Origin of the sequence: Duganella rivi (assembly GCF_009857435.1) — a bacterium.
In the GTDB taxonomy this organism is placed as follows: Bacteria; Pseudomonadota; Gammaproteobacteria; order Burkholderiales; family Burkholderiaceae_D; genus Rugamonas; species Rugamonas rivi.
In genome coordinates this window covers 513,305-535,308 of record NZ_WWCK01000003.1, presented here as the reverse complement: position 1 = coordinate 535,308, position 22,004 = coordinate 513,305, and the positions used below count along the sequence as shown (strand labels likewise).

Sequence of the window (22,004 nt, the reverse complement as noted above, 5' to 3'; positions counted from 1 at the left end):
AGTTACTACTTCGTCAGCTTGATCTCAGTCTGTACCCTTAACCTTACGTCATTCTTTCACCAAACTTACGCCAAACTTACATAAATATTTGCGAACGACCGTACTAAAAATATGCTATTCTGGGTCGAATAACACCTCATTCCATAGGAGACTCTCATGATTGACGCCGTCATTGTATCTACCGCCCGCACGGGTTTGGCCAAGTCCTGGAAGGGCGCGTTCAATATGACGCACGGCGCCACGCTGGGCGGCCACGTGCTGCAAGCTGCGATCCAGCGCGCCGGCATCGAGGCCGGTGAAGTGGAAGATGTGCTGGTCGGCTGCGCCAATCCCGAAGGCGCGACCGGCGGCAATATCGCCCGCCAGATCGCCATTCGCGGCGGCTGCCCGGTCACCACCGCCGGCATGACCATCAACCGTTTCTGCTCATCCGGCCTGCAAACCATTGCCACGGCGGCCCAGCGCATCATTGCCGGCGAGGGCGACATCTACGCCGCCGGCGGTGTCGAATCGATCTCCTGCGTGCAGCAGGAAATGAATATGCATATGTACAAGGAAGTCTGGCTGTCGCAGAACAAGCCGGAAATCTACTGGCCGATGCTGCAAACCGCCGAGACCGTCGCCAAGCGCTACAGCATCAGCCGCGAGCGCCAGGATGAATACGGCGTGCAAAGCCAGCAGCGCGCCGCCGCTGCGCAAGCTGCCGGTTTGTTTGACGCGGAAATCGTGCCGATGACCACGGTGATGGGGGTGGCCGACAAGGCCAGCGGCATGCTGCTGTCCAAGGAAGTGACGATTTCGGCCGACGAAGGCATCCGTGCCGATACCACTTATGAAGGCGTGTCCAAAATCCGTACCGCTGTGCCAGGCGGCGTGATCAGCGCAGGCAACGCCAGCCAGTTCTCGGACGGCGGCTCGATGTCTATCGTGATGAGTGCGCAAGTGGCGGCCGCCAAAGGTCTGCAACCTCTGGGTGTATTCCGCGGCTTCGCGGTCGCCGGCTGCGAGCCGGATGAAATGGGCATCGGCCCGGTGTTTGCGATTCCTAAGCTGTTGAAGAAAGCCGGCCTGAAAGTTGAAGACATCGGCCTGTGGGAATTGAACGAAGCGTTTGCCGTGCAAGTACTGTACTGCGCCGACAAGCTCGGCATCCCGATGGATCGCCTGAACGTGAACGGCGGCGCGATTGCCGTTGGCCATCCGTACGGCGTCTCCGGCGCGCGCCTGGTCGGCCATGCGCTGATTGAAGGCAAGCGCCGTGGCGTGAAATATGTGGTCGTCACCATGTGTATCGGTGGCGGTCAAGGAGCGGCAGGCTTGTTCGAAGTGGTGTAAGCCGCATGGACTCGACCATTCTGTCGCGCCGCGACCTGGCGTTCATGCTGTACGAATGGCTGGATGCGGAGGCGCTGACCCAGCGCCCGCGCTTCCAGGATCACAACCGTGAAACCTTCGACGCCGCCATTGATACCGCCGAACGGCTCGCCACCGAGCTGTTCGCCACGCACAACAAGAAGGCCGACAGCCACGAGCCGCACGTGGTCGACGGCAAGGTGCAGATCATCCCCGAGGTGAAGACGGCGCTGGAAGCCTTCTCCAAAGCCGGCCTGATGGCGGCCGGTCAGGACTTCGAACGCGGCGGCATGCAGCTGCCGGTGGTGGTCGAGAAAGCGCTGGCGGCCTACTTCACGGCCGCCAACGTCAGCACCTCGGCCTACACCTTCCTCACCATGAGCAATGCTAATACCTTGCTCAAGACCGGTACGCCGGAGCAAATCCAGCGCTTCGTCAATCCGATGCTGGAGGGGCGGTTCTTCGGCACCATGTGCTTGTCCGAGCCGCAGGCCGGCTCCAGCCTGTCGGACATCACCACCCGCGCCGAGCCGGACGGCGAGCATCAATATCGACTGACCGGCAACAAGATGTGGATTTCGGCGGGTGAACACGAACTGGCCGAAAACATCATCCACCTCGTGCTGGCCAAGATTCCCGGCGAGGACGGCAAGCTGATTCCAGGCGTGAAAGGCATCTCGCTGTTCATCGTGCCGAAGTTCCTGGTCAACGACGACGGCAGCCTCGGCGCGCGCAACGATGTGGCGCTGGCCGGCCTCAATCACAAGATGGGCAATCGCGGCACCACCAATTGCCTGCTCAATTTTGGCGAGAAGGGCGGTGCGATCGGCTACCTGGTCGGCAAGCCGCATCACGGCTTGGCCAATATGTTCCACATGATGAACGAGGCGCGCATCGGTGTCGGTCTCGGCGCAGCGGTGCTGGGCTACACCGGTTATCTGCACGCGCTGGATTATGCGCGCAATCGTCCGCAAGGCCGCCATCCAGCGCAGAAAGATCCAGCCCAACCGCAACTGCCGATCATCGAGCACACCGACGTGCGGCGCATGCTGCTGGCGCAGAAGGCATACGTCGAAGGAGGCCTTGGCCTCGTGCTTTACAGCGCCCGCCTGGTCGATGAGCAAAACAGCGCGGCAACGCCGGAGGCACGCGAACATGCGGCGCGGCTGCTGGACTTCCTTACCCCGATTACCAAGTCCTGGCCGTCGCAATGGTGCGTGGAGGCCAACTCGCTGGCGATCCAGGTGCACGGCGGCTACGGCTACACGCGCGAGTACAACGTCGAACAGTTCTACCGCGACAATCGCCTGAACGCGATTCACGAAGGCACGCACGGCATTCACGGCCTCGATCTGCTGGGCCGCAAAGTTTCGCTGCAAGATGGCGCCTTGTTCAAGGCATTTGGCAGCGAGATCCGCAAAACGGTACGTAAAGTGCGCGGCAGCGTCGGCGCGCCGGACGTGGCGCCGGTGGGCTACGCCGACATCGGCAAGGAGCTGCTGGCCCATGCCGACGCGCTCGAACAGGCATGGCAGGCCTTGGAGCAAACCACGCAAAAGCTGTATGCTGTCGGCGACATGAACAAGACGCTGGCCAACGCCAGCACCTATCTGGAAGCATGCGGTCACGTGGTGGTCGCGTGGATATGGCTACAGCAAGCCTTGCTGGCTGCGGCATCGCTGCAGCAAGGTGACGCCGATTTCTATCGCGGCAAACTGCAAGCCTCCCGCTATTTCTTCCGTTGGGAGCTGCCCAAAATCGGCCCGCAGCTGGAACTGCTGGCCAGCATAGACACCACAACGCTCGATATGCAAGACGCGTGGTTCTAACATCGAAGAAGGAGACAATATGCGGACTACCCAAGAACTGTTTTCGCTGACCGGCAAGACCGCGCTGGTGACCGGCGGCTCGCGCGGCCTCGGCTTGCAAATGGCGCTGGCGCTGGGCGAGCAGGGCGCCAAAGTCGTGGTCTCGTCGCGCAAGCAATCCGAACTCGATGAAGCGGTGGCCTTCCTGACGCAGCACGGCGTCAACGCGCACGCCATCGCCGCCGACTTGTCGAACGACGAGCAAGCCGCGCAACTGGTGGATGGCGCGATTTCCCATCTCGGCCACATCGACATCCTGATCAATAACGCCGGCGCCAGCTGGGGCGCGCCTGCCGAAGACCACCCGGTCGAAGCGTGGGACAAGGTGATGGATCTGAATATCCGCAGCATCTTCGTGGTGTCGCAACTGGTCGGCAAGCGCTCGATGATTCCACGCGGCCAAGGCCGCATCATCAACATCGCTTCGATTGCAGGCTTGGCCGGCAACCCGCCGGGCACCATGCAAACCATCGCCTACAACACCTCGAAAGGCGCGCTGGTCAACTTCACCCGCACGCTGGCCGGCGAATGGGGCCGCCACGGCATCACCGTCAACGCGCTGGCGCCGGGCTTCTTCCCGTCGAAGATGACCAAGGGCTTGCTGTCGGTGATGGGCGACCAGCTGACCCAGCATGCACCGCTGAACCGCCTCGGCGATGACGAAGACCTGAAAGGCGCAGCAGTCCTGTTCGCGTCTGACGCAGGCAAACACATCACCGGCCAAATCCTGGCCGTGGACGGCGGCGTATCGGCGGTCTGAGCATGCTGGAGATTCCTGAGTCATACCAGCGCATCGTGCTGGCGGCGCGTCCGCGCGGCCCGGTCGCGCCGGAGAATTTCCGCCTTGAGACGGTGCCGGTGCCGGCACTGGCTGAAGGCGAGGTCTTGATCCGCAACCACTACCTGTCGCTCGACCCCTATATGCGCGGCCGCATGAGCAAGGCGGGCAGCTACGCCGCCTCGCAAGCGCTGGACGAGACCATGATAGGCGGCACGGTCGGCCAAGTGGTGGCCTCGCGCAATGAGTTCTACAAAGTCGGCGAGTACGTCAACGGCACGCTGGGCTGGGCCGAGATGGGCGTGTCCGACGGCGTGCTGCTGCGCAAGCTGGACACCACGCGGATTCCGCTATCGGCCTTCCTCGGCGTGGTCGGCATGCCGGGCATGGCGGCGTGGTACGGCTTCAATCAGATCATGGAAGCGGCGGCCGGTGAAACGGTGGTGGTATCGGCTGCGAGCGGAGCTGTCGGCAGCGTAGTCGGCCAGTTGGCGCGGCTGCGTGGCTGCCGCGTGGTCGGCATCGCGGGCGGCGCGGAGAAGTGCAATTACGTGGTCAAAGAACTGGGCTTCGATGCCTGCGTCGATTACAAGGCCGGCAATCTGGAGGCTGATCTGGCCGCCGCCACGCCGGACGGTGTTGACGCCATTTTTGAAAACGTCGGCGGCGTTTGCTTCGACGCGGCGCTGGCACGCACCAACGCCTTCGCCCGCATCGCGCTGTGCGGCTTGATCGGCGGCTTCAACGGCGCCGATATGTCAATCAAGAACACCCGCGCGCTGCTGCTGAATCGTTTGACGCTGCGCGGTTTCATCATCACCGAACACATGGAGTACTGGCAGCAGGGCTTGCAGGAATTGGCCGTGCTGGTCGCCAATCGTCAAATTAAGTACCGCGAATCGGTGGCGAACGGCTTGGCCGCTGCACCGGAAGCGTTTATGGGCCTGCTGCAAGGGCGTAATTTCGGCAAACAACTGGTGAAGCTTATCTAAAAATGAAAACATTCCGAGACAAAGTCGCCGTCATCACTGGCGGAGCAAGTGGTTTGGGTCGTCAATTCGCCAACGTGGCGGCCCGCGAAGGCATGAAGCTGGTGCTGGCCGACGTGCAAGCGGACGCGCTGGATCGCGCGGTTGAAGAGCTGCGCGCACAAGGCGCCAGTGTGATCGGCCGCCTGTGCGATGTACGTAAAGGCGAGCAAGTGCAAGCGCTGGCTGATGCCGCCGTGGCTGAATTCGGCGCGGTGCACCTGGTGTTCAATAACGCTGGCGTCGGCTCCGGCGGCTTGATCTGGGAAAATACCGAGGCGGACTGGGAATGGGTGATGGGCGTGAACGTCTGGGGCGTGATTCATGGCGTGCGCATCTTCACCAAGCTGATGCTGGACGCCGCCAAAAACGATCCAGCGTTTGAAGGCCACATCGTCAACACCGCCTCGATGGCGGGCTTGCTGACCGCGCCGGCGATGGGTGTCTACAACGTTTCCAAGCACGCCGTGGTGTCGCTGACCGAAACGCTGTACCAGGATTTGCAGCTGGTGAATGCGCCGATTGGTGCATCGGTGCTGTGCCCGTACTTTGTCCCGACCGGCATCAGCCAGTCGCACCGCAACCGTCCTGACGACGTGCGCATGTCGGCCGGCCCGACCGCCAGTCAACTGGCCGCGCAATCGATGACCGATAAAGCCGTCTCTTCGGGTAAAGTATCGGCCGAGGCGGTGGCGGAAACCACTTTCAAGGCCATCGCCGAAGGACAGTTTTATATTTATTCGCACCCGGAAGCCTTGGCCGGCGTGCGCGAGCGCATGGAGCATATCGTTGCCGGCACCAATCCGGCCGATCCTTACGCTGCCGCGCCGCAGATCAAGGAAGCCTTGCGCGCCAGGATTAAAGGAGCAACACCATGATCAAGTTGGGAGACTGGGCCACGCTGAGCGCTGACGCCAAGCTGATTCGCTTTGAGGTCTTTGTCCAGGAACAGAAAGTCCCGCCCGAGCTGGAGATGGATAATATGGACGCGGCCTGCCTGCACGCTGTCGCCTACGCCGAAGACGGCACGCCGGTCGGCACCGGCCGCTTGCTGCCGGATGGTCACATCGGCCGCATGGCGGTGCGCAAGGCCGGGCGCGGCACCGGCATCGGCGGCGCGCTGCTGCAAGCGCTGATGGCGCAAGCGCAGGCGCGTGGCGACAAGGCCGTGGTATTGAGCGCGCAAACGCATGCCGCGCCGTTCTATGAACGGCACGGCTTCAGCATCGATGGGGAAGAGTTCTACGAGGCGGGCATCGCGCACATCAATATGCAGCGCAGCTTTTAAACCTCAGGCTTGCTTGCTGCGGGCGGCGTAGCCGAGCAGGCCCAGGCCCGCCAGCAGCATGCCGTAAGTGGCCGGCTCCGGCACCGCCTCGAGGGCGCTGAACGCCGCGATGCCCGAGCCATCGCCATAGCCCGGCGACAAGCCGGTCAGGAAGATTTCGAAGGTGTGCGCGCCGACGCCCAGATAAACCCCGCTGGCCGTGCCTTGGAAGTTGCTGCTGCCGACGAAGGTGGTGGACGTGAACGGCACCCAGTTGCCGTCCAATTTAAGTTTGAAGGTGTCGCCGGCGAGGAATTCGTCGGTCAGGACTACGTGGATTTGGGAAGGGGCGGCAACGGTGATGCTAAAGGTATCATCGGCCGCGCCGATGCCGTTCGACCAGTTGAATTCCTGCGTCAGTCCGCTATCCGGGATGTCGTAATCGGCCGCTTGGGCGCTCAATGCCGCCAGCGCGGCCAACGCCAAGCCAGCCAGCGCTTGCGTGATGGGCTTGATTGCGTTCATCCCAGCCTCCATTGCTATTATGGAAATTTAATTTACATAATAGCACAAACTGGTTCAAGCTTCGCTATTAATCAGCATGCCTTTCAGGCTGCCGAGATTCTTGCCGATTTCCAGCGATTGTTCGGAGGGGAATTGGCGCAGCACTTTCTTGGTTTCCGTATCGATCACCTTCACCACCGACAAGCCGCTGTCTTCGTCGATGCTGAAGTGCACCTCGCTGTTATCTTGCAGGAAGCGGTTGATCGCGTCGACCGAGTTTTTTAACTCAGTTTTAGTCGGTACACGGGCCGCAGCATCATCTTTGGCGGCGGCAATCGGCTTCGCCGCAGGCACGGACACCGGCGCCGCTGGCGTGGCCGGGGCGGCGGCTGCGGGTAGCAAGTCCAAACGGTTGATGCTGCTCGTGTCCATGATGGTCGTTTTCCTTCGAATAAGTGGGATACATTACCCGCCTATCGAGGATTACGGCAGGCTTCGAGAAAAATTGAGTTAACGTTTAAGAAAATGCGAAATATTTTGCGATCGCGAGGGGTGGTAAATATGCCTGCGGGGTTGACGCTGCTTGTCGCCTTGAAAGCTCGCGGCACCAACCCAACCCGCACACCGCTGCGGCCAGGGTCTGACCCCGTACGGGGTCAGACCCTTTCGTTCGGGGTACTTTTTAGGATGGTAGTCGAGCGCTAATGGGTATTCATCCTGCGTCCCCCTAATGCACCAGCATTTCTTGCAGCGTGGCCGGCGCTTCGGCGTAGAGCTTGACCACGGTGGAAGTGCGGGTGCCGTAGCTTGGGCTTTCGATGCGGACGGCCGACAGCACGCGCTCCAGGTCGAGCGGCACGCCGGTTTCCGGCAGACGCAGATCCGGCGCTTGCGTGGTGTCGGCCAGCATTTCGAAGTAGGCTTCATCGGGCGCGCCCAGGCACAGCAGGCTGGCGAATTGGGCCTTGGTTTTCAATACTTTCGGCCATGGCGCATCGAGCAGCGCGTTCGACAATCCATAGACGCCGGGCTCCAGCGGCTTGCCGTTGCGCGGGTCGTTGTCGCCCTTGTTGGAGTACCAGATCAAGGTATCGCGGTCGGCCAGCACGAGGTTGAAGCCGTTGTACTCGTGCGCGGTGGCGCGGATCGAGTCGACGTATTCCTGCGGCGTCATGCTGCAGGCAAGGAAGTTGGCCACTAGCTGGCCGCGCGACGGCGCATCATCCTTGTACTCGGACGGCGCGCGGATGTTGGTGATGGCGGCGAAGCGCGATGGCCCGCCGTCTTCCGCAGGCTTGGTGATGCCCATCCAGCTGCCGCCCGCTTGCAAATCGCGGCCTGCGTAAATCTGCGGATGCTCGGGCCATGGGCCGGCTGGCGCGGTGGCGCGCTGGTAGTACTCGTCGCGGTTGGCCGCTGCGATCAGCGGCACTTTCGGCACCACCTGCCAAGCAAAAACGATCAGGCACATGGGGCGACATCCATAAAAGCTTCGGTGTGACGCAGGCCGGCGATCCATGACAGAACACCGGCCTCGTGGACAGCGCCGTCCAGCGCCGCCGCAAAGCCTTCGGGCGTGGAGGGGTACACTTCCATCCACGTTTGCACGCCGTCCTTGGCTTCCGGGCGGCGCTTGAGTTGACCCGCAACGCCGTGGCGCTGCGCCAGCGTCGCCTGCATCGAGGCGACCGCTGCTTCCAAGGACGCCGCGTCGGCATCCTTGACCTTGTAGTAAATATAGAGATCCATGCTAGAGATCGAGCGGTTCCAGCACGTATGGCATGTCGAGGAAGGTCAGCGGCGTGCCTTCGGCCGAGCCCAGACGCACCGAGCCTGCCTCAATGGCGGCCAGCTTCATTTCCACCAGCGCATCGACGCCGCCATTGCCGTTCGGCGCGGCATTGACGATCATGCCGCATGGCTGCTCAGGATCGGCGGTGGCAAATACTTCCATGCCAGCCACAGCCGACAGGTCGGAAATGCTGACCAGGGTAGTGCGGCGCTTCAGCTTGCCAAGGTACTGGCTGCGCGCGACGATTTCCTGGCCAGGGTAGCAGCCTTTTTTGAAGTTGACGCCGCCCAGCAGTTCGTAGTTCACCATCTGCGGCACGAACTGTTCTTGCGTGGCCTTGGCAATCTGCGGCACGCCGGCGTGGATTTCCGACAGCTGCCATGCATTGCCATTACCGGCCAGCAGCTTGCTTTCCAGCGCAGGCAGGGCGGTTTCGGCGGTCTCGGCCGACATCAGCCACTGGTAGCGCGGCGCGCCGAAGGCGTCGGCCACGCGGATCAGCGTGCCCAGTGCGTGGTCGATCTTGGCGTAAGGCCGGGCCGGCAGGACGTCGAACCATGCTTGCAGCGTGGCTGGCGCTTGTGCGCCGCCGATGCCGAGTACGACCGCGTTGGCCGGCGCCTCGGTCGCATCGCTGAGCTTGGTTTTGGCGCGCAGTACGAACATCGACAGGCGCTTTTGCACCGCCGCCTGGATGTCGCGCGGCAGTTGCAGGTAGATCGTCGAGGCGCTGCGCCACATCAGGAACGAGGCCAGCAGGCGGCCTTTCGGCGAGCAGTAACCGGCCAGGCGGGCTTCGCCGAGGCCGAGGTGTTCGACATCGTTGGTCAGCTGATTGTGCAGGAAGTTGGCCGATTCTTCACCGTCGAGTGCGATCAGACCGAGGTCGGGGATGCGGGCGACGAAGCCGTCTGCAAGTTGGGTAGAGCGCAAGGAAGACATAATTTTCAATCTTTTCACTGGGAAGGCATTATCATTACGGGCTTATTATAGTGATGTCGCGCAAAACGCGTCAGATCGTCCCCGATCCACCAATTCGGCTTCAACAATGGCTTTTATCAAAAAAATAATTAGTCTGTTTATCGTACTCGCCATCCTCGGCGGCGGTTATTTCATGTACTGGTCGCAAAAGCCCATCATCCCCGAGGATGCGGAGGCGATTGAGTTCAGCATTACGCCGGGCAGCGGCGCCCATGCGGCCGGCCAGCAGATCGCCGAGGCCGGCGTGCCGATCCAGCCGCTGCTGTTCAACCTGCTGGCGCGCGTGACCAACAAGAGCGCCAAGCTGAAGGCCGGTTCCTACGAGTTGAAGCCGGGCTCGACGCCGCTGCGCTTGATCGACCAGCTGGCGCGCGGCGAGTACGCGCAAGAACAATTGACCATCATCGAAGGCTGGAGCTTCCGCCAGATGCGTGCCGCCATCGCCGCTCATAAGGGCTTGAAGCACGACACCATCGCGCTGTCGGACTCCGAAGTGATGAGCGCCATTTCGTCCGAGTACAAGCAGGCCGAAGGCTTGTTCTTCCCGGATACCTATCTGTTCGCCAAGGGCGCGAGCGATCTGCAAATCTACAAGCAGGCGCACGTGATGATGCTGACTCGCCTGGCTGAAGCCTGGGACAAGCGCGATCCGGCGCTGCCGTACAAAAATCCGTACGAGGCGCTGACCATGGCTTCCATCGTCGAAAAAGAAACCGGGCAAAAATCCGAGCGCGCCATGATTGCCGGCGTGTTCGTGAACCGCCTGAAGATCGGCATGCTGCTGCAAACCGATCCGACCGTGATCTACGGCATGGGCCTCAAGTACGACGGCAAGATCCGCAAGAAGGATCTGGAAACCGACACCCCATACAATACCTACACGCGCGCCGGCCTGCCGCCGACGCCAATCGCCTTGCCAGGCGTGCAATCGCTGACGGCGGCGCTGGCGCCGGCCAAGACGGCTGCGCTGTATTTCGTCTCCAAGGGCAATGGCACCAGCCAGTTCTCGGACAACCTGAACGATCACAATCGGGCAGTCAATCAGTATCAACGATAAGAACAATGAGTAAATTCATCACCTTTGAAGGCATCGATGGCGCCGGCAAGTCCACGCACATCGCCTTCGTCAGCGACTACATCAAGGCGCGTGGCATCGAGCTGGTGAGCTCGCGCGAGCCGGGCGGCACGCCGCTGGGCGAAAAGCTGCGCGAGATCGTACTGCACGAAAAAATGCACCTCGAAACCGAGGCGCTGCTGGTGTTTGCCAGCCGCCGCGAGCATATCGCCCAAGTCATCAAGCCGGCGCTGGAGCGTGGCGCCTGGGTGATTTCCGACCGCTTTACCGATTCCACCTTTGCCTACCAGGGCGGCGGCCGGGGCACCAGCCTGGCCAAGCTGGAAGCGCTGGAGCAGTGGGTGCATCCCGATCTGCAACCAGACCTGACTTTGCTGTTCGACGTGCCGCTGGACGTGGCGCGCGCCCGCCTGGACGCTACCCGCGATCTGGACAAGTTCGAGCAGGAAAAAGCCGATTTCTTCGCCGCCACCCGCAACGAGTATCTGCGCCGCGCGGCCCAGTTCCCGGAGCGCTTCCGCGTCATCGATTCGACCCAGAGCATTGCCGCGATCCAGGTGCAAATCGCCGCCATCCTCGACGCCTTCTTTTGAAATACAATAACGAGTAATGAGCAATTCCATCTACCCGTGGCAAGAATCGTCGTGGCAGCAGCTGCAAGCGCTGCGCCAGCGCATGCCGCACGCCATCCTGTTCCATGGCGCTGCCGGGATCGGTAAAGCCGACTTCATCGAGCGCTTTGCGCAGGGCTTGCTGTGCGAGGCGGTGCTGCCCGATGGCCATGCCTGCGGCCAGTGCGCGTCGTGCGGCTGGTTCTCGCAGCAGAACCACCCGGACTACCGCCGCGTGCGGCCGGAATCGATGGAAGACGAGCCTCCTGCCGAGGGCGAGGAAGGCGAGGGCGACACCAAGAAGGCCGCCAAGTCCAAGACGCCTTCCAAGGAAATCAAGATCGAGCAAATCCGCTCGCTGGCCGATTTCATGAACATCTCCACCCACCGCCAAGGCTTGCGCGTGGTGGTGCTGTACCCGGCCGAGGCGCTGAATATGCCGGCCTCCAACGCCTTGCTGAAGACGCTGGAAGAGCCGCCGCCGGGCACGGTGTTCCTGGTCGCCTCCAACGGCCTGGATCGCGTGCTGCCGACGATTTTGTCGCGCTGCCGCAAGTTCGCCTTGCCGATGCCGAGCCACGCCGAAGCGCTGGCCTGGCTGAAGGAGCAAGGCGTGGCGGATGCCGACAGCTGGCTGCGCGAGCAGGGCGGCGCACCGCTGGCCGCCATGGCGCAAGCCGAGTCCGGCAGCCGCGAGGATCTGGAGACGCTGCTGCAACTGCTAGCCCATCCAAGCGTGGAGGGCGCGTTGAAAGTCGCTGATAAACTGCAAAAAGTCCCGCTGGCCGGGCCGGTTTCCTGGTTGCAGCGCTGGCTTTATGATGTGTTTTCCTACAAACTGGCAGGTAACATCCGGTATTATCCTCGCTACCAGAAAGAGCTGGCCGGCTTGGCCGACAAGATCCACGTCAGCCGCTTGCTGGCCGCGATCAAGGGCGCCAACGAACGCCGCGCGACGGCAGATCACCCGCTGTCGCCCAAGCTGTTCCTGGAGGATATGCTGCTTGAGTACGCTAACTGCTGTGCCTGAAAGGTAAGGAATGTCCGCTGCCAGCCCACTCGATCCGAACACCGTGCCGATGACGCCGCGGCCGACGGTGCTGTCGCTGGCGATCAAGGAGAAGGCCGCGCTGTATGCGGCCTACATGCCTTTCCTGAAAAACGGCGGCATGTTCGTGCCGACCCAGAAACCGTACAAGCTCGGCGATGAGATCTATTTGATCCTCGCCTTGATGGACGATCCTAACAAGTATCCGATCGCAGGCAAGGTCGCCTGGATCACGCCGCCCGGCGCGCATAACAACAAGGCGCAGGGCATCGGCGTGCATTTCCCGGACGACGAAAGCGGCCAGCGCGCCCGCCTGCGCATTGAAGAAATCCTCGGCGCCGCGTTGCGCTCATCGCGCGCCACCCATACCCTGTAACCTCGCTTTTTCTCTCACATGACTTTCCGCCATCGCCTTGCCACGCTTGAAGATTTGCCGACCATCGTAGCCATCTACAATACCACCATCGCCTCGCGCGAAGTGACTGCCGATACCGAGCCGGTGTCGGTCGAGTCGCGCTTGCAGTGGTATCACGATCACACGCCGGACAAGCGTCCGCTGTGGATTATCGAATCGGAAGAGACTGGTGCGGAAGTGCTGGGCTGGATGTCGTACTCGAACTTCTACGGCCGTCCAGCGTATTCAGGCACCTCGGAAATTTCGATCTACATCGCCGAAGCATGGCGCGGCAAGGGCGTGGGCCGCTACTGCATCGAGCAGGCGATTGCCTACGCGCCGCAGATCAAGGTGCACACGCTGCTGGGCTTTATCTTCGGCCACAACAAGCCGAGCCTCGGCCTGTTCGCCAAGTTTGGATTTGAAACCTGGGCGCATCTGCCCAAGGTGGCAAATCTGGACGGCGTTGAACGCGACCTGATTATCCTTGGAAAACGCGTGGCGTAAGCTGGATTTGCGGGCTGTCGAAATCGACCACCGCTGAGCGGCCGCCGTTCATCAGCATGCTGAACGGCGTGCTGTCGTTGAGGCCGCAGCGCAGGCTCGATTGCAGGTGGCCGAATTGGCCGAAACCGTGGTCGTGCGGCTGCGAAGCGTAGGCGTCGATTTCCAGCCCTTCCACCCGTTCGGTCAGGCGCGCGACCGTGCGGCGCAGTTCCGCCAGTTCCCGTTCCTTCTGTTCCAGCTGCGCTTCGTAGTCGGCGCGCAGCGCTTCGAAGCGCTGCTCGGCGTCCTGGTGCAGCTGGTCGGCCAATTGCTCGACCAGTGTTTGCAAGCTGCGGGAAGTATCTTCGCGCTTGGCGCCGGCCTTGTTGTCCTCTTCCGCGAGCTCTTTCAGGTGCTTGTGGATGGTGGACTTGGAGCCGGTGTCGCCGAGCGCATGGCGTACCGCATCAACGGAGGGGTAGCGCCCTTCAGCCAGTAATTGATCACGAGTTTCTCTGACTTGAGCCTTGGTTAATCCGGTACGCGCCATGATTCCATCCTGTTTAGCTTAGGAGCTGGCTTGTCCCACCAGTCCGCGATTCTGTGCACGATTAAGTTTAGGGTGCACGACAGGAATCGTCAACATGGTGCTGCCGACTGCCATCAGCAGCAGCGCAGTGAAGGTTTCGCTGGTGATGATTTGCTTGTCCAGCAGGATGTTGGCGAAGATGATTTCAATCAGGCCTTTCGATTGCAGCAGCCAGCCGATGATCGATGCTTCGCCATCCTTCCATTTGAGGACTTTGCCGGCGATGTGGGCGCCAGCCAGTTTGCCGCCTATCGAGGCCGCCAGCAGCAGGCCAGCGACGAAGAATACCGAGTAGCCGCCCAAATCCCACTTGGTGCGCAGGCCGGTGCTCAGGAAGAACACCGGCATCAGCACCAGCAGCACGTTCTTGAACAGGGCGTCCAGATGTTCTTGGCCGAACCATTCAACATCCATCACCACGCCGGCGAGGAAGGCGCCCACCATGAAGTGCAGGCCGGCCCAGTCGGCGCCGAACGCGCAAGCCAGCAGCCAGAAGATGGCGATGTACCAGCGGTCGTTCTGTTGCAGGCGCGTCATCATGCGGCGGAACAGTGGGGTCAGTACGGCAAACGCCACGAGAAAGCCGACCTGGCGGCCCATGCGTTCGAAGTCCAGCATGATTACAGCCAGCACGCCCCAGATAGCGACGTCATCAAGGCTGGCGTAGCGCATGATGCGCTGGCCCATAGGCTGGCGCAGGATGTCCAGTTTTTCCAGCAACAGCACCAGTACCGGCAGCGCGGTGACGGCGCAGGCCATGCCGACGCCCAGCATGAATTGCCAGTTGGCGGCCTTGGCGCCGATCCAGCCCTGGTAGTTCATCAGCAGCAGCGCGGCGCCGCAGCCGAAGATCAGCGGCATGCACAGCGACAGGCCGGCGGTGGTGGCGCTTTCGCGGCGGTATTGCCAGACTTTTTTCAGGTCGAGTTCAACGCCGGCCAGCATCACGAACAGCATCACGCCCCATTGGGCGACGCCGTTCAGGGTCTTGACGACGTCTGGATTGAACAGGAATTTGTGGTACTCGGGGAAGGCGGCGCCGACCACGCCAGGGCCAAGAATGATGCCCATGATGATTTGAACGATGACCAGCGGCGCGAAATAGTCGGTCTTGAACAAGCGCCAAACGGCGAACGGAACGACGAAAATCAGCAGCATCGCCAACAGGAAGATTTCGGTGGTGCTCATGTGGGTACTCATAAGTCTCCTTTTTTGTATTACGTAATTACATAACATGTATGAATGCTAACTTGGTAATTGGTAAAGAGGAAAGCGTTTTTTAAAAGGGCGTGGCGGATCGGGTACAATCGGGGCATGTATATCGATTCCCATTGCCATATCAATTTTCCCGAGCTGGCTGCTCGCATGCCGGACATCCTCGCGCAGATGGCACACAACAAGGTGACCCATGCGCTGTGCGTGTCGGTGGATTTGCCGGATTTCCCGCAGGTGCTGGCGCTCGCGCACCAGTATCCGCACATCTACGCCTCGGTCGGCGTGCACCCGGACTATGAAGACACGCCGGAGCCGTCGGTCGAGCAATTGGTCGAACTGGCCGATGATCCCAAGATTATTGCGATCGGCGAGACCGGCCTCGATTACTTCCGCCTGGAAGGCGACCTGGAATGGCAGCGCGAGCGCTTCCGCACGCATATCAAGGCCTCTCGGATTACCCGCAAGCCGCTCATCATCCATACCCGTAACGCCAGCGAAGACACGATACGTATCATGCGCGAAGAGGGCGCAGGCACGGAGGCGGGCGGCGTGGCTGGTGTGATGCATTGCTTTACCGAGTCGCTGGAAGTGGCGCGCGCGGCCATCGAGATGGGCTTTTACATTTCCTTCTCCGGCATCGTGACGTTTAAGAGCGCCAAGGAGTTGCAGGCGGTGGCGCTGGAACTGCCGCTCGAGCGCATCCTGATCGAGACCGACTCGCCGTACCTGGCGCCGGTGCCGTATCGCGGCAAGATGAATGAGCCGGGCTTTGTCGCGCACGTGGGCGAATACATCGCCAAGCTGAAAGGCGTGCCGGTGGAAGAAGTGGCGGCGCGAACCACGGCCAACTTCCGCAAGCTGTTCAACGTGCCTGCATGAAGTTGCGACGTCTCCTGTTGTCGCTGATGATGGCCGCAGTGGTGGCCACGCCGGCGCTGGCCGCCGAACAAAGCGACGACGAAGTGGACTTCTTCCGCGCAGCGCAACTGGACGGCGCCAGCCGCGTGGCGACCGCCTTGCTGCGCGGCGTCAGCCCCAACGCCCGTGACAGCAGTGGCGAAACCGGTTTGATCGTCGCGATGCGTTATGAATCGCTGAAGGTCGCGCGCCTGCTCCTGGATCAGCCCGGCATCGACCTCGAAGCCAAGGCGCCCAATGGCAACACCGCGCTGATGATGGCGGCCTTTCGCAAGAACAAAGAAGCAGTCATGCTGCTGCTCAAACGCGGCGCGCAAGTGAACCAAAAAGGCTGGACTGCATTACATTACGCGGCCGCCGCCGGCAGCGTCGAAATCACCACCATCCTGCTCGACAAATACGCCTACATCGACGCCGAATCCCCGTCCGGCATGACGCCCCTGATGATCGCCGCCCGCGAAGGGCAAGAAGAGGTGGTCGCACTGCTGCTGGAACAAGGCGCCGACGCCACCTTGAAAGACGGCGGCTTCCACCTCACCGCCGCCGAGTTCGCCATCAAGGCCGACAAGCCCTGGATCGCCAAAACCATCAACACCTTCCTCGCCAACAAGCAAAAGCGCTAGAGGGCTGATTGGGAATTGGCGGGTGTTTGTTCGCTAGTTCGGGGTATGGTGGAGTAATAATCTTCACGATAATGTCCTTGGAGCATTAACCGAGGATCACCATGCTGAACGAACGCGAAATTGAGAGCTGCTATCTGGGGCAGTTTATTCCAGTCCACTACCATCACAATATGCTGATGGATCAAAACCGTATGCACGGCTTTAAGTCGGCCATCGATTATGCCGTCAAGCCGGGCGCGAAGGTGCTGGAGCTGGGTGGCGGCACCGGCGTGCTGTCGTGGTTCGCGGCGGCCAAGGCGTCCAAGGTCTATTGCGTGGAGTTTAATCCCGACATGGTGAAGGAAGCCCGCAAGTTCCTCGCCAAGAATCCGAACGGCGAAAAGGTGGAAGTGGTGCACGCCGACGCCTTCGAATACCTGCCGCCGGAACCGGTCGATGTGGTGATCTGCGAGATGATCCATGTCGGCATGCTGCGTGAAAAGCAGGTGGAAGTGATCGAGTCCTTCAAGCGCCGCTATGCCGAGCGCTTTGGCGGCCCGCTGCCGGTGTTCCTGCCGGAAGCCGTGATCATGGCGGTGCAGCCGCTGCAACAGGAATACGATTTCGAGGGTTTCTACGCTCCGATCGTGCAGTTCCAGGAAACCACGGTGATCTATCCCGGCACGGTGGAGATGTCGCAACCGGCCGTCTACAGCATCATTGATTTCAACCAGCCGAACGAACTGATCTACGCCTGGCAGGGCAAGTTCGTGGTCGAGCGTAATGGCGAAATCAACGCCATGCGCTTTGTGACCAAGAACATTCTGGCCGTGGTGCAGGAGCGTTCGACCACCATCGACTGGCTCAATCACTACATGACGCTGCCGCTGGCCACCCCGGTCAAGGCGCGTGAAGGCGACGTGCTGCAAGTGAGCTTCCAGTACCGCGCCGGCGGCGCGATTCCGTCGCTGCAAGCGTCGCTCAAAGCGGAGATCCTGTACGAGGCCGTACTGCAACCTGCACAGCAAATCCCCGTCTTCGCTTAAAATCTCGTCTTTTAAGCGAGAAATGTATGACTGACATCGACCAACGTTACCTTGTTCAACAAAACAAGATTGCCGACGGCGACACCAAACCACCGGTGTTTGCCAAGGTCATGCGCAGCAAGGAAGGCGTGTTCGAGGGCGTATCTTTCATTAAATCGAAGGACAAGGCCTCGATCCTGACCATTGAGCAGGCCAACGAAGCCATCGCGTGGGCGACCAAGAAGAAGCCCAACGCGAAGGAATACGTCACCAAGATCATCTGCGTCGGCCAATAAGCCACGCAGGCCATTTCCCGTTTATCCCCCAAAAGCGGCGATTGATCGCCGCCAGCTGCAGCTGGTCGCACGGTAATTGCGTCGATGATGCCACTCCAATACAGTGGCATCATCGACAATAACAACCGTATCGGGAGCGTCTCATGCTGAGTTTCATGCTGTGGCTGGTGTTGCTTTTCCTGTGTTGGCCGCTGGCCCTGATGGCGCTGCTGCTGTATCCGCTGTTGTGGCTGATTACCTTGCCGTTCCGCTTGATCGGCATTGGCGTGGAAGGCGTGTTTGAGCTGCTGCGCGCCATTGTCATGCTGCCGGCGCGCATCCTCGGCGGCTCACCCCGTTAAAAGTCGACCAGGAATCCCGCACCCAGGGATTTTTGCGAGTAGTTATAGTCGATCAAGCTTTGGCCGTAGCCGCTGAAGCCCTGCACATACCCCTTCAGATTGGCCGCCACCGGGAAAGCCCAGCCGACCCGCAGCGCGCCATGGCGCGTGCTGAAGTTGCGGCGCGCCATCAGCGACAGCTCGTTGCCGTCGAAACGGTAGCTGGCGGTGAGGTCGCCGTGGCCCATAAAATCGACGATATCGTAGTTGTCGTTGTCCGAGCGCGCATTGTCCAGCCGCTTCCACAAGCGGAACGAGACGCCGAACTTGCCTTGCTCCGCTCCCATCTCCGCATAGATCCGGTTCCAGCTGCGCGACAGCGTGGAGGTCTGCCCGTTGGATTGATGATTCAGCCCCAGCGTCAAATAGCGCGCCTCCAGCGGGCCGAGCTTGAGATTGAGTGGCGTGGTCAGCATCATCTCCGGCTGGTAGTTGGTCTCGCGGAAGGGGCTGGAGGCGGCGCGGTTGTAGGCCTGCCAGAAGCTATTCTGGCTGTAGCCAAACCACAGGTCGACCGGCGTGCTCATCAACTGCTCAATCAGCTTCATCTTGAAACTGATCTGATACGTCAGCTCCACGTGCTTGGATTTGATGCCCGCAGGCGTAAACTCCTGAAAAGGCGCATCATTAGAGCTGGTGCTGTAATTGGCCAGCAGCAGATAGGTATCCTTGTGCGGCCGGAAGTTGAACACGCCGCGCTTGGACGCGCGATCCAGCTCCCATTCCTGCACCATGCGCGAGACCGTCGGTTCGGGCGGAATGGTGGTGAGCTCCGCAACCTTGGCAGGCAGCTTGGGTTCGGGCGGCGGCGCGGCAGGCTGGGTGCGCGCCGGTTCGCCCTCAGCGACCGGATCGGCGGCCTTGGACAATCCGTCGTAGCAAGCAAGACGGGCGCTGGCGTCACCGAGGACGGCGCAGCGTTCCAGCCGCAGTTGCAGGTCGGATACCTGTGCTAAAGCCATAGCCGGAGCCATGCCCAAGGATAGGAAAAAGGTAGTTTTGACCGGCAAGCCCATGCAGTTCGTTCCAGAGAAAGGTAGAGTTAGGCAAAGATTACATTAATTGCTACTAGTCATGTAGCACGCTAGCTCTTGAATTCTGTCGCATGCGCCACATTTGAGACTTCCCCCCAAGATAGTAAGGAGATTGTGATGACCCGCAAGACCCCCATCGAGCGTTACCGCAACATCGGCATCAGCGCCCACATTGACGCTGGCAAGACCACGACCACGGAACGCATCCTGTTTTACACCGGTGTCAACCATAAGATCGGCGAAGTGCACAACGGCGCCGCGACCATGGACTGGATGGAGCAGGAACAGGAACGCGGGATCACCATCACCTCGGCTGCCACCACCGCCTTCTGGAAGGGCATGGCGGGGAATTTTGCCGAGCACCGCATCAACATTATCGACACGCCGGGCCACGTCGACTTCACGATTGAAGTCGAGCGCTCGATGCGCGTGCTCGATGGCGCCGTGATGGTGTACGACGCTGTCGGCGGCGTGCAGCCGCAATCGGAAACCGTGTGGCGCCAGGCGAATAAATACCACGTGCCCCGGATCGCGTTCATCAACAAGATGGATCGCGTGGGGGCAGACTTTTTCCGCGTGCGCGAGCAGATTGCCAATCGCCTTAAAGGCGTGGCGGTGCCGATTCAGGTTCCGCTGGGCGCCGAGGATAACTTCCACGGCGTGATTGACCTTGTCAAAATGCGCGCGATTAACTGGGACGACGAGACGCTGGGCGTCAAGTTCACCTACGAGGATATCCCGGCCGAGCTGCAAGGCGTGGCGCAGGAATGGCGCGACAAGATGGTGGAAGCGGCCGCAGAAGGCACGCCGGAACTGCTGGAGAAGTATCTGGACGGCGGTGTGCTGACCGAAGAGGAAATCAAGACCGGCCTGCGCCTGCGCACCATTCGCAACGAGATCGTGCCGATGCTGGCCGGTAGCGCCTTCAAGAACCGCGGCGTGCAAGCGATGCTGGACGCGGTGATCGAGTATCTGCCGTCGCCGGTCGACGTGCCTGCGATTGCCGGTCACGATGAAGACGATAAGCCGATCGAACGCCATCCGAACGACACCGATCCGTTCTCCGCGCTGGCGTTCAAGATCATGACCGATCCGTTTGTCGGCCAGCTGACCTTCTTCCGCGTGTACTCGGGCGTGGTGAATTCCGGCGACACGGTCTACAACCCGACCAAGGCGCAGAAAGAGCGCCTGGGCCGCATCTTGCAGATGCATGCGAATGAGCGCAAGGAGATCAAGGAGGTCTACGCCGGCGATATCGCGGCGGCGGTGGGCCTGAAGGGCGTGACCACCGGTGATACCTTAAGCTCGCCGGAGCACGTGATCGTGCTGGAGAAGATGATCTTCCCTGAGCCGGTGATTTCGCAGGCGGTGGAGCCGAAGACCAAGGCCGATCAGGAGAAAATGGGCATCGCCCTGAATCGCCTGGCGCAGGAAGACCCGTCGTTCCGCGTGCACACGGACGAAGAATCGGGCCAAACCATCATGTCCGGCATGGGCGAGCTGCATCTGGAGATTCTGGTGGATCGCATGAAGCGCGAATTCGGCGTCGAGGCGACGGTCGGCAAGCCGCAAGTGGCTTACCGCGAAACCATCACCAAGACTGCGACCGACGTGGAAGGTAAATTCGTCAAGCAGTCCGGTGGCCGCGGTCAATATGGTCACGTGGTGCTGACGCTGGAACCGCTGGAAGCCGGTGGCAAAGGCTACGAGTTTGTGGACGCCATTAAAGGCGGTGTGGTGCCGCGCGAGTTTATCCCTGCGGTAGACAAAGGCATTCAAGAGACGCTGCGTACCGGCGTGCTGGCCGGCTACCCGGTGGTCGATGTGCGCGCCACGCTGACCTTCGGCTCGTACCACGACGTGGACTCGAACGAGAACGCCTTCCGCATGGCCGGTTCGATGGCTTTCAAAGAAGGCATGCGGCGCGCAGGCCCGGTGCTGCTGGAGCCAGTGATGCAGGTGGAAGTGGAAACGCCGGAAGAGTTCATGGGTAACGCCATGGGCGACCTGACGGCGCGGCGCGGCATGGTGCAGGGCATGGACGAGATTCCGGGCGGCGGCGGGAAGATCATCCGCGCCTCGGTGCCGCTGGCCGAGATGTTCGGTTACTCGACCACCCTGCGTTCATTGACGCAGGGCCGGGCCACCTACACCATGGAGTTCAAGCATTACGCCGAGGTGCCGAAGCACATCCTCGACCACATCGCTGTGACCAAAGCGAAGTCTTAAAACGCTTTTAGTTTCAGCTGTACAGAGATACCGCCGTACAGGCGGTCTTTGTAGCTTGGGATAATGCCGATGTTGACGCCCACGCGTTCATATTCGTAGCTCAAAGTCGGAATGGCGGCGGGAAACCAGCCGCCATTTCGCATTTTTGGATAGCCGTCAAAGGCGCCGACTACCGCGCCGACGCGCACCGGGCCGATTTTCCAAGGCTGGTAGTAGACGCCGACGTAGTTGGAGTAGGCGCGGTCGCTGTTGTAGAAACGCCCCACGGTGGCGGAAGCCACGGTCGAAAAACGCCACTCGGCGCCCAGGCCGCCGTTGGCGCCGTTCAGGTCTTTGTCGCGTTGGAAGTGGTGGGTGTAGAAGCCGCCGTTGAGCCATACTTCATTCAGCGGCGCCGATTCGATGGTCTCGGCCAGGGCCGCAGTGGACATGCAGGCCAGCAGCGCGAGGCCGGTCATACGCAAACTTTTCATCATCTTCCGAAGCCTTCTTCGTCGTGGTTGAGACGATGGATTATAGCCGTGTATGATG

The 22,004-nt window shown here is 61.0% G+C and carries 26 protein-coding genes; 17 read left to right on the top strand and 9 right to left on the bottom strand.

What is annotated here, in order from left to right:
* Positions 1–156 precede the first annotated feature (156 nt).
* Genes GTP45_RS11115 through GTP45_RS11090 form a run of 6 tightly spaced genes read left to right on the top strand, consistent with a single transcriptional unit; the run spans position 157 to position 6,315 of the window.
* A complete protein-coding gene (locus GTP45_RS11115; RefSeq protein ID WP_161013925.1) occupies positions 157–1,335 on the top strand; it encodes an acetyl-CoA C-acyltransferase in 1,179 nt (392 codons plus the stop codon).
* 5 nt (positions 1,336–1,340) lie between these two features.
* The gene (locus GTP45_RS11110; RefSeq protein WP_161013924.1) at positions 1,341–3,182 is read left to right on the top strand and encodes an acyl-CoA dehydrogenase; all 1,842 of its coding nucleotides are present in this window, start codon (positions 1,341–1,343) and stop codon (positions 3,180–3,182) included.
* 19 nt (positions 3,183–3,201) lie between these two features.
* Complete coding sequence (locus GTP45_RS11105) at positions 3,202–3,981, top strand: SDR family oxidoreductase (protein WP_161013923.1); 780 nt, start codon at positions 3,202–3,204, stop codon at positions 3,979–3,981.
* A 2-nt stretch (positions 3,982–3,983) separates the two neighbouring features.
* Complete coding sequence (locus GTP45_RS11100; RefSeq protein WP_166454587.1) at positions 3,984–4,991, top strand: NADP-dependent oxidoreductase; 1,008 nt, start codon at positions 3,984–3,986, stop codon at positions 4,989–4,991.
* Positions 4,992–4,993: 2 nt separating this feature from the next.
* Entirely contained in the window at positions 4,994–5,905 is a 912-nt protein-coding gene (locus GTP45_RS11095) for an SDR family oxidoreductase (protein WP_161013922.1), read from the top strand.
* A complete protein-coding gene (locus GTP45_RS11090) occupies positions 5,902–6,315 on the top strand; it encodes a GNAT family N-acetyltransferase (protein WP_161013921.1) in 414 nt (137 codons plus the stop codon). Before GTP45_RS11095 ends, GTP45_RS11090 begins: the two co-directional genes overlap by 4 nt.
* A 3-nt stretch (positions 6,316–6,318) precedes the next feature.
* Here the strand turns inward: GTP45_RS11090 and GTP45_RS11085 are convergent, their stop codons facing one another.
* From GTP45_RS11085 to ygfZ, 5 genes are all read right to left on the bottom strand, one after another.
* Complete coding sequence (locus GTP45_RS11085; RefSeq protein WP_161013920.1) at positions 6,319–6,819, bottom strand: FxDxF family PEP-CTERM protein; 501 nt, start codon at positions 6,817–6,819, stop codon at positions 6,319–6,321.
* A gap of 54 nt (positions 6,820–6,873) precedes the next feature.
* Positions 6,874–7,230, bottom strand: a complete 357-nt coding sequence (locus GTP45_RS11080) for a flagellar protein FlaG (protein ID WP_161013919.1) — start codon at positions 7,228–7,230, stop codon at positions 6,874–6,876.
* A 295-nt stretch (positions 7,231–7,525) separates the two neighbouring features.
* Positions 7,526–8,269 (bottom strand): NRDE family protein, encoded by a 744-nt coding sequence (locus GTP45_RS11075; protein ID WP_161013918.1) that lies wholly within the window; start codon positions 8,267–8,269, stop codon positions 7,526–7,528.
* Positions 8,260–8,547: a DUF4936 family protein gene (locus GTP45_RS11070; RefSeq protein ID WP_161013917.1), complete on the bottom strand. Its 288-nt coding sequence runs from the start codon at positions 8,545–8,547 to the stop codon at positions 8,260–8,262. Before GTP45_RS11070 ends, GTP45_RS11075 begins: the two co-directional genes overlap by 10 nt.
* Before the next feature lies 1 nt (position 8,548).
* The gene (gene ygfZ, locus GTP45_RS11065) at positions 8,549–9,532 is read right to left on the bottom strand and encodes a CAF17-like 4Fe-4S cluster assembly/insertion protein YgfZ (protein ID WP_161013916.1); all 984 of its coding nucleotides are present in this window, start codon (positions 9,530–9,532) and stop codon (positions 8,549–8,551) included.
* Between the two features lie 106 nt (positions 9,533–9,638).
* On the opposite strand from ygfZ, the gene mltG reads away from it, so the two are divergent.
* Genes mltG through GTP45_RS11040 form a run of 5 tightly spaced genes read left to right on the top strand, consistent with a single transcriptional unit; the run spans position 9,639 to position 13,206 of the window.
* Positions 9,639–10,628, top strand: coding sequence for an endolytic transglycosylase MltG (mltG, locus tag GTP45_RS11060; RefSeq protein ID WP_166454586.1), 990 nt, complete (start codon positions 9,639–9,641; stop codon positions 10,626–10,628).
* 5 nt (positions 10,629–10,633) lie between these two features.
* A complete protein-coding gene (gene tmk, locus GTP45_RS11055; RefSeq protein ID WP_161013915.1) occupies positions 10,634–11,239 on the top strand; it encodes a dTMP kinase in 606 nt (201 codons plus the stop codon).
* A gap of 16 nt (positions 11,240–11,255) precedes the next feature.
* Complete coding sequence (locus tag GTP45_RS11050) at positions 11,256–12,287, top strand: DNA polymerase III subunit delta' (RefSeq protein ID WP_161013914.1); 1,032 nt, start codon at positions 11,256–11,258, stop codon at positions 12,285–12,287.
* 10 nt (positions 12,288–12,297) lie between these two features.
* Positions 12,298–12,681 carry a PilZ domain-containing protein gene (locus GTP45_RS11045; RefSeq protein WP_174821652.1) on the top strand — a complete coding sequence of 128 codons (384 nt, stop codon included), beginning with the start codon at positions 12,298–12,300 and terminating at the stop codon, positions 12,679–12,681.
* 18 nt (positions 12,682–12,699) lie between these two features.
* Positions 12,700–13,206: a GNAT family N-acetyltransferase gene (locus tag GTP45_RS11040; protein ID WP_161013913.1), complete on the top strand. Its 507-nt coding sequence runs from the start codon at positions 12,700–12,702 to the stop codon at positions 13,204–13,206.
* Here GTP45_RS11040 and GTP45_RS11035 read toward each other — a convergent pair.
* Complete coding sequence (locus GTP45_RS11035; protein ID WP_161013912.1) at positions 13,181–13,735, bottom strand: DNA-binding protein; 555 nt, start codon at positions 13,733–13,735, stop codon at positions 13,181–13,183. The genes GTP45_RS11040 and GTP45_RS11035 overlap by 26 nt on opposite strands.
* Before the next feature lie 18 nt (positions 13,736–13,753).
* Positions 13,754–14,962, bottom strand: a complete 1,209-nt coding sequence (locus GTP45_RS11030) for a cation:proton antiporter (RefSeq protein ID WP_174821651.1) — start codon at positions 14,960–14,962, stop codon at positions 13,754–13,756.
* Positions 14,963–15,088: 126 nt separating this feature from the next.
* On the opposite strand from GTP45_RS11030, the gene GTP45_RS11025 reads away from it, so the two are divergent.
* The 5 genes from GTP45_RS11025 to GTP45_RS11005 all read left to right on the top strand — a co-directional run bounded on the left by GTP45_RS11025 (position 15,089) and on the right by GTP45_RS11005 (position 18,171).
* Positions 15,089–15,868, top strand: a complete 780-nt coding sequence (locus GTP45_RS11025; RefSeq protein WP_161013910.1) for a TatD family hydrolase — start codon at positions 15,089–15,091, stop codon at positions 15,866–15,868.
* Complete coding sequence (locus tag GTP45_RS11020) at positions 15,865–16,530, top strand: ankyrin repeat domain-containing protein (RefSeq protein ID WP_161013909.1); 666 nt, start codon at positions 15,865–15,867, stop codon at positions 16,528–16,530. The genes GTP45_RS11025 and GTP45_RS11020 overlap by 4 nt, the downstream gene beginning before the upstream one ends.
* A 101-nt stretch (positions 16,531–16,631) precedes the next feature.
* Positions 16,632–17,555, top strand: coding sequence for a class I SAM-dependent methyltransferase (locus GTP45_RS11015; protein ID WP_161013908.1), 924 nt, complete (start codon positions 16,632–16,634; stop codon positions 17,553–17,555).
* 26 nt (positions 17,556–17,581) lie between these two features.
* Positions 17,582–17,830, top strand: a complete 249-nt coding sequence (locus GTP45_RS11010) for a hypothetical protein (RefSeq protein WP_161013907.1) — start codon at positions 17,582–17,584, stop codon at positions 17,828–17,830.
* A 143-nt stretch (positions 17,831–17,973) separates the two neighbouring features.
* Positions 17,974–18,171 carry a hypothetical protein gene (locus GTP45_RS11005; RefSeq protein ID WP_161013906.1) on the top strand — a complete coding sequence of 66 codons (198 nt, stop codon included), beginning with the start codon at positions 17,974–17,976 and terminating at the stop codon, positions 18,169–18,171.
* Here the strand turns inward: GTP45_RS11005 and GTP45_RS11000 are convergent.
* A complete protein-coding gene (locus GTP45_RS11000) occupies positions 18,168–19,172 on the bottom strand; it encodes a phospholipase A (protein WP_161013905.1) in 1,005 nt (334 codons plus the stop codon). The two genes, GTP45_RS11005 and GTP45_RS11000, sit on opposite strands and share 4 nt — an antisense overlap.
* A 189-nt stretch (positions 19,173–19,361) precedes the next feature.
* Here GTP45_RS11000 and fusA point away from each other — a divergent pair, with 189 nt between their 5' ends.
* Positions 19,362–21,473, top strand: a complete 2,112-nt coding sequence (gene fusA, locus GTP45_RS10995; RefSeq protein ID WP_161013904.1) for an elongation factor G — start codon at positions 19,362–19,364, stop codon at positions 21,471–21,473.
* Here fusA and GTP45_RS10990 read toward each other — a convergent pair.
* Positions 21,470–21,949: a hypothetical protein gene (locus tag GTP45_RS10990; RefSeq protein ID WP_161013903.1), complete on the bottom strand. Its 480-nt coding sequence runs from the start codon at positions 21,947–21,949 to the stop codon at positions 21,470–21,472. The two genes, fusA and GTP45_RS10990, sit on opposite strands and share 4 nt — an antisense overlap.
* Positions 21,950–22,004: the final 55 nt, after the last annotated feature.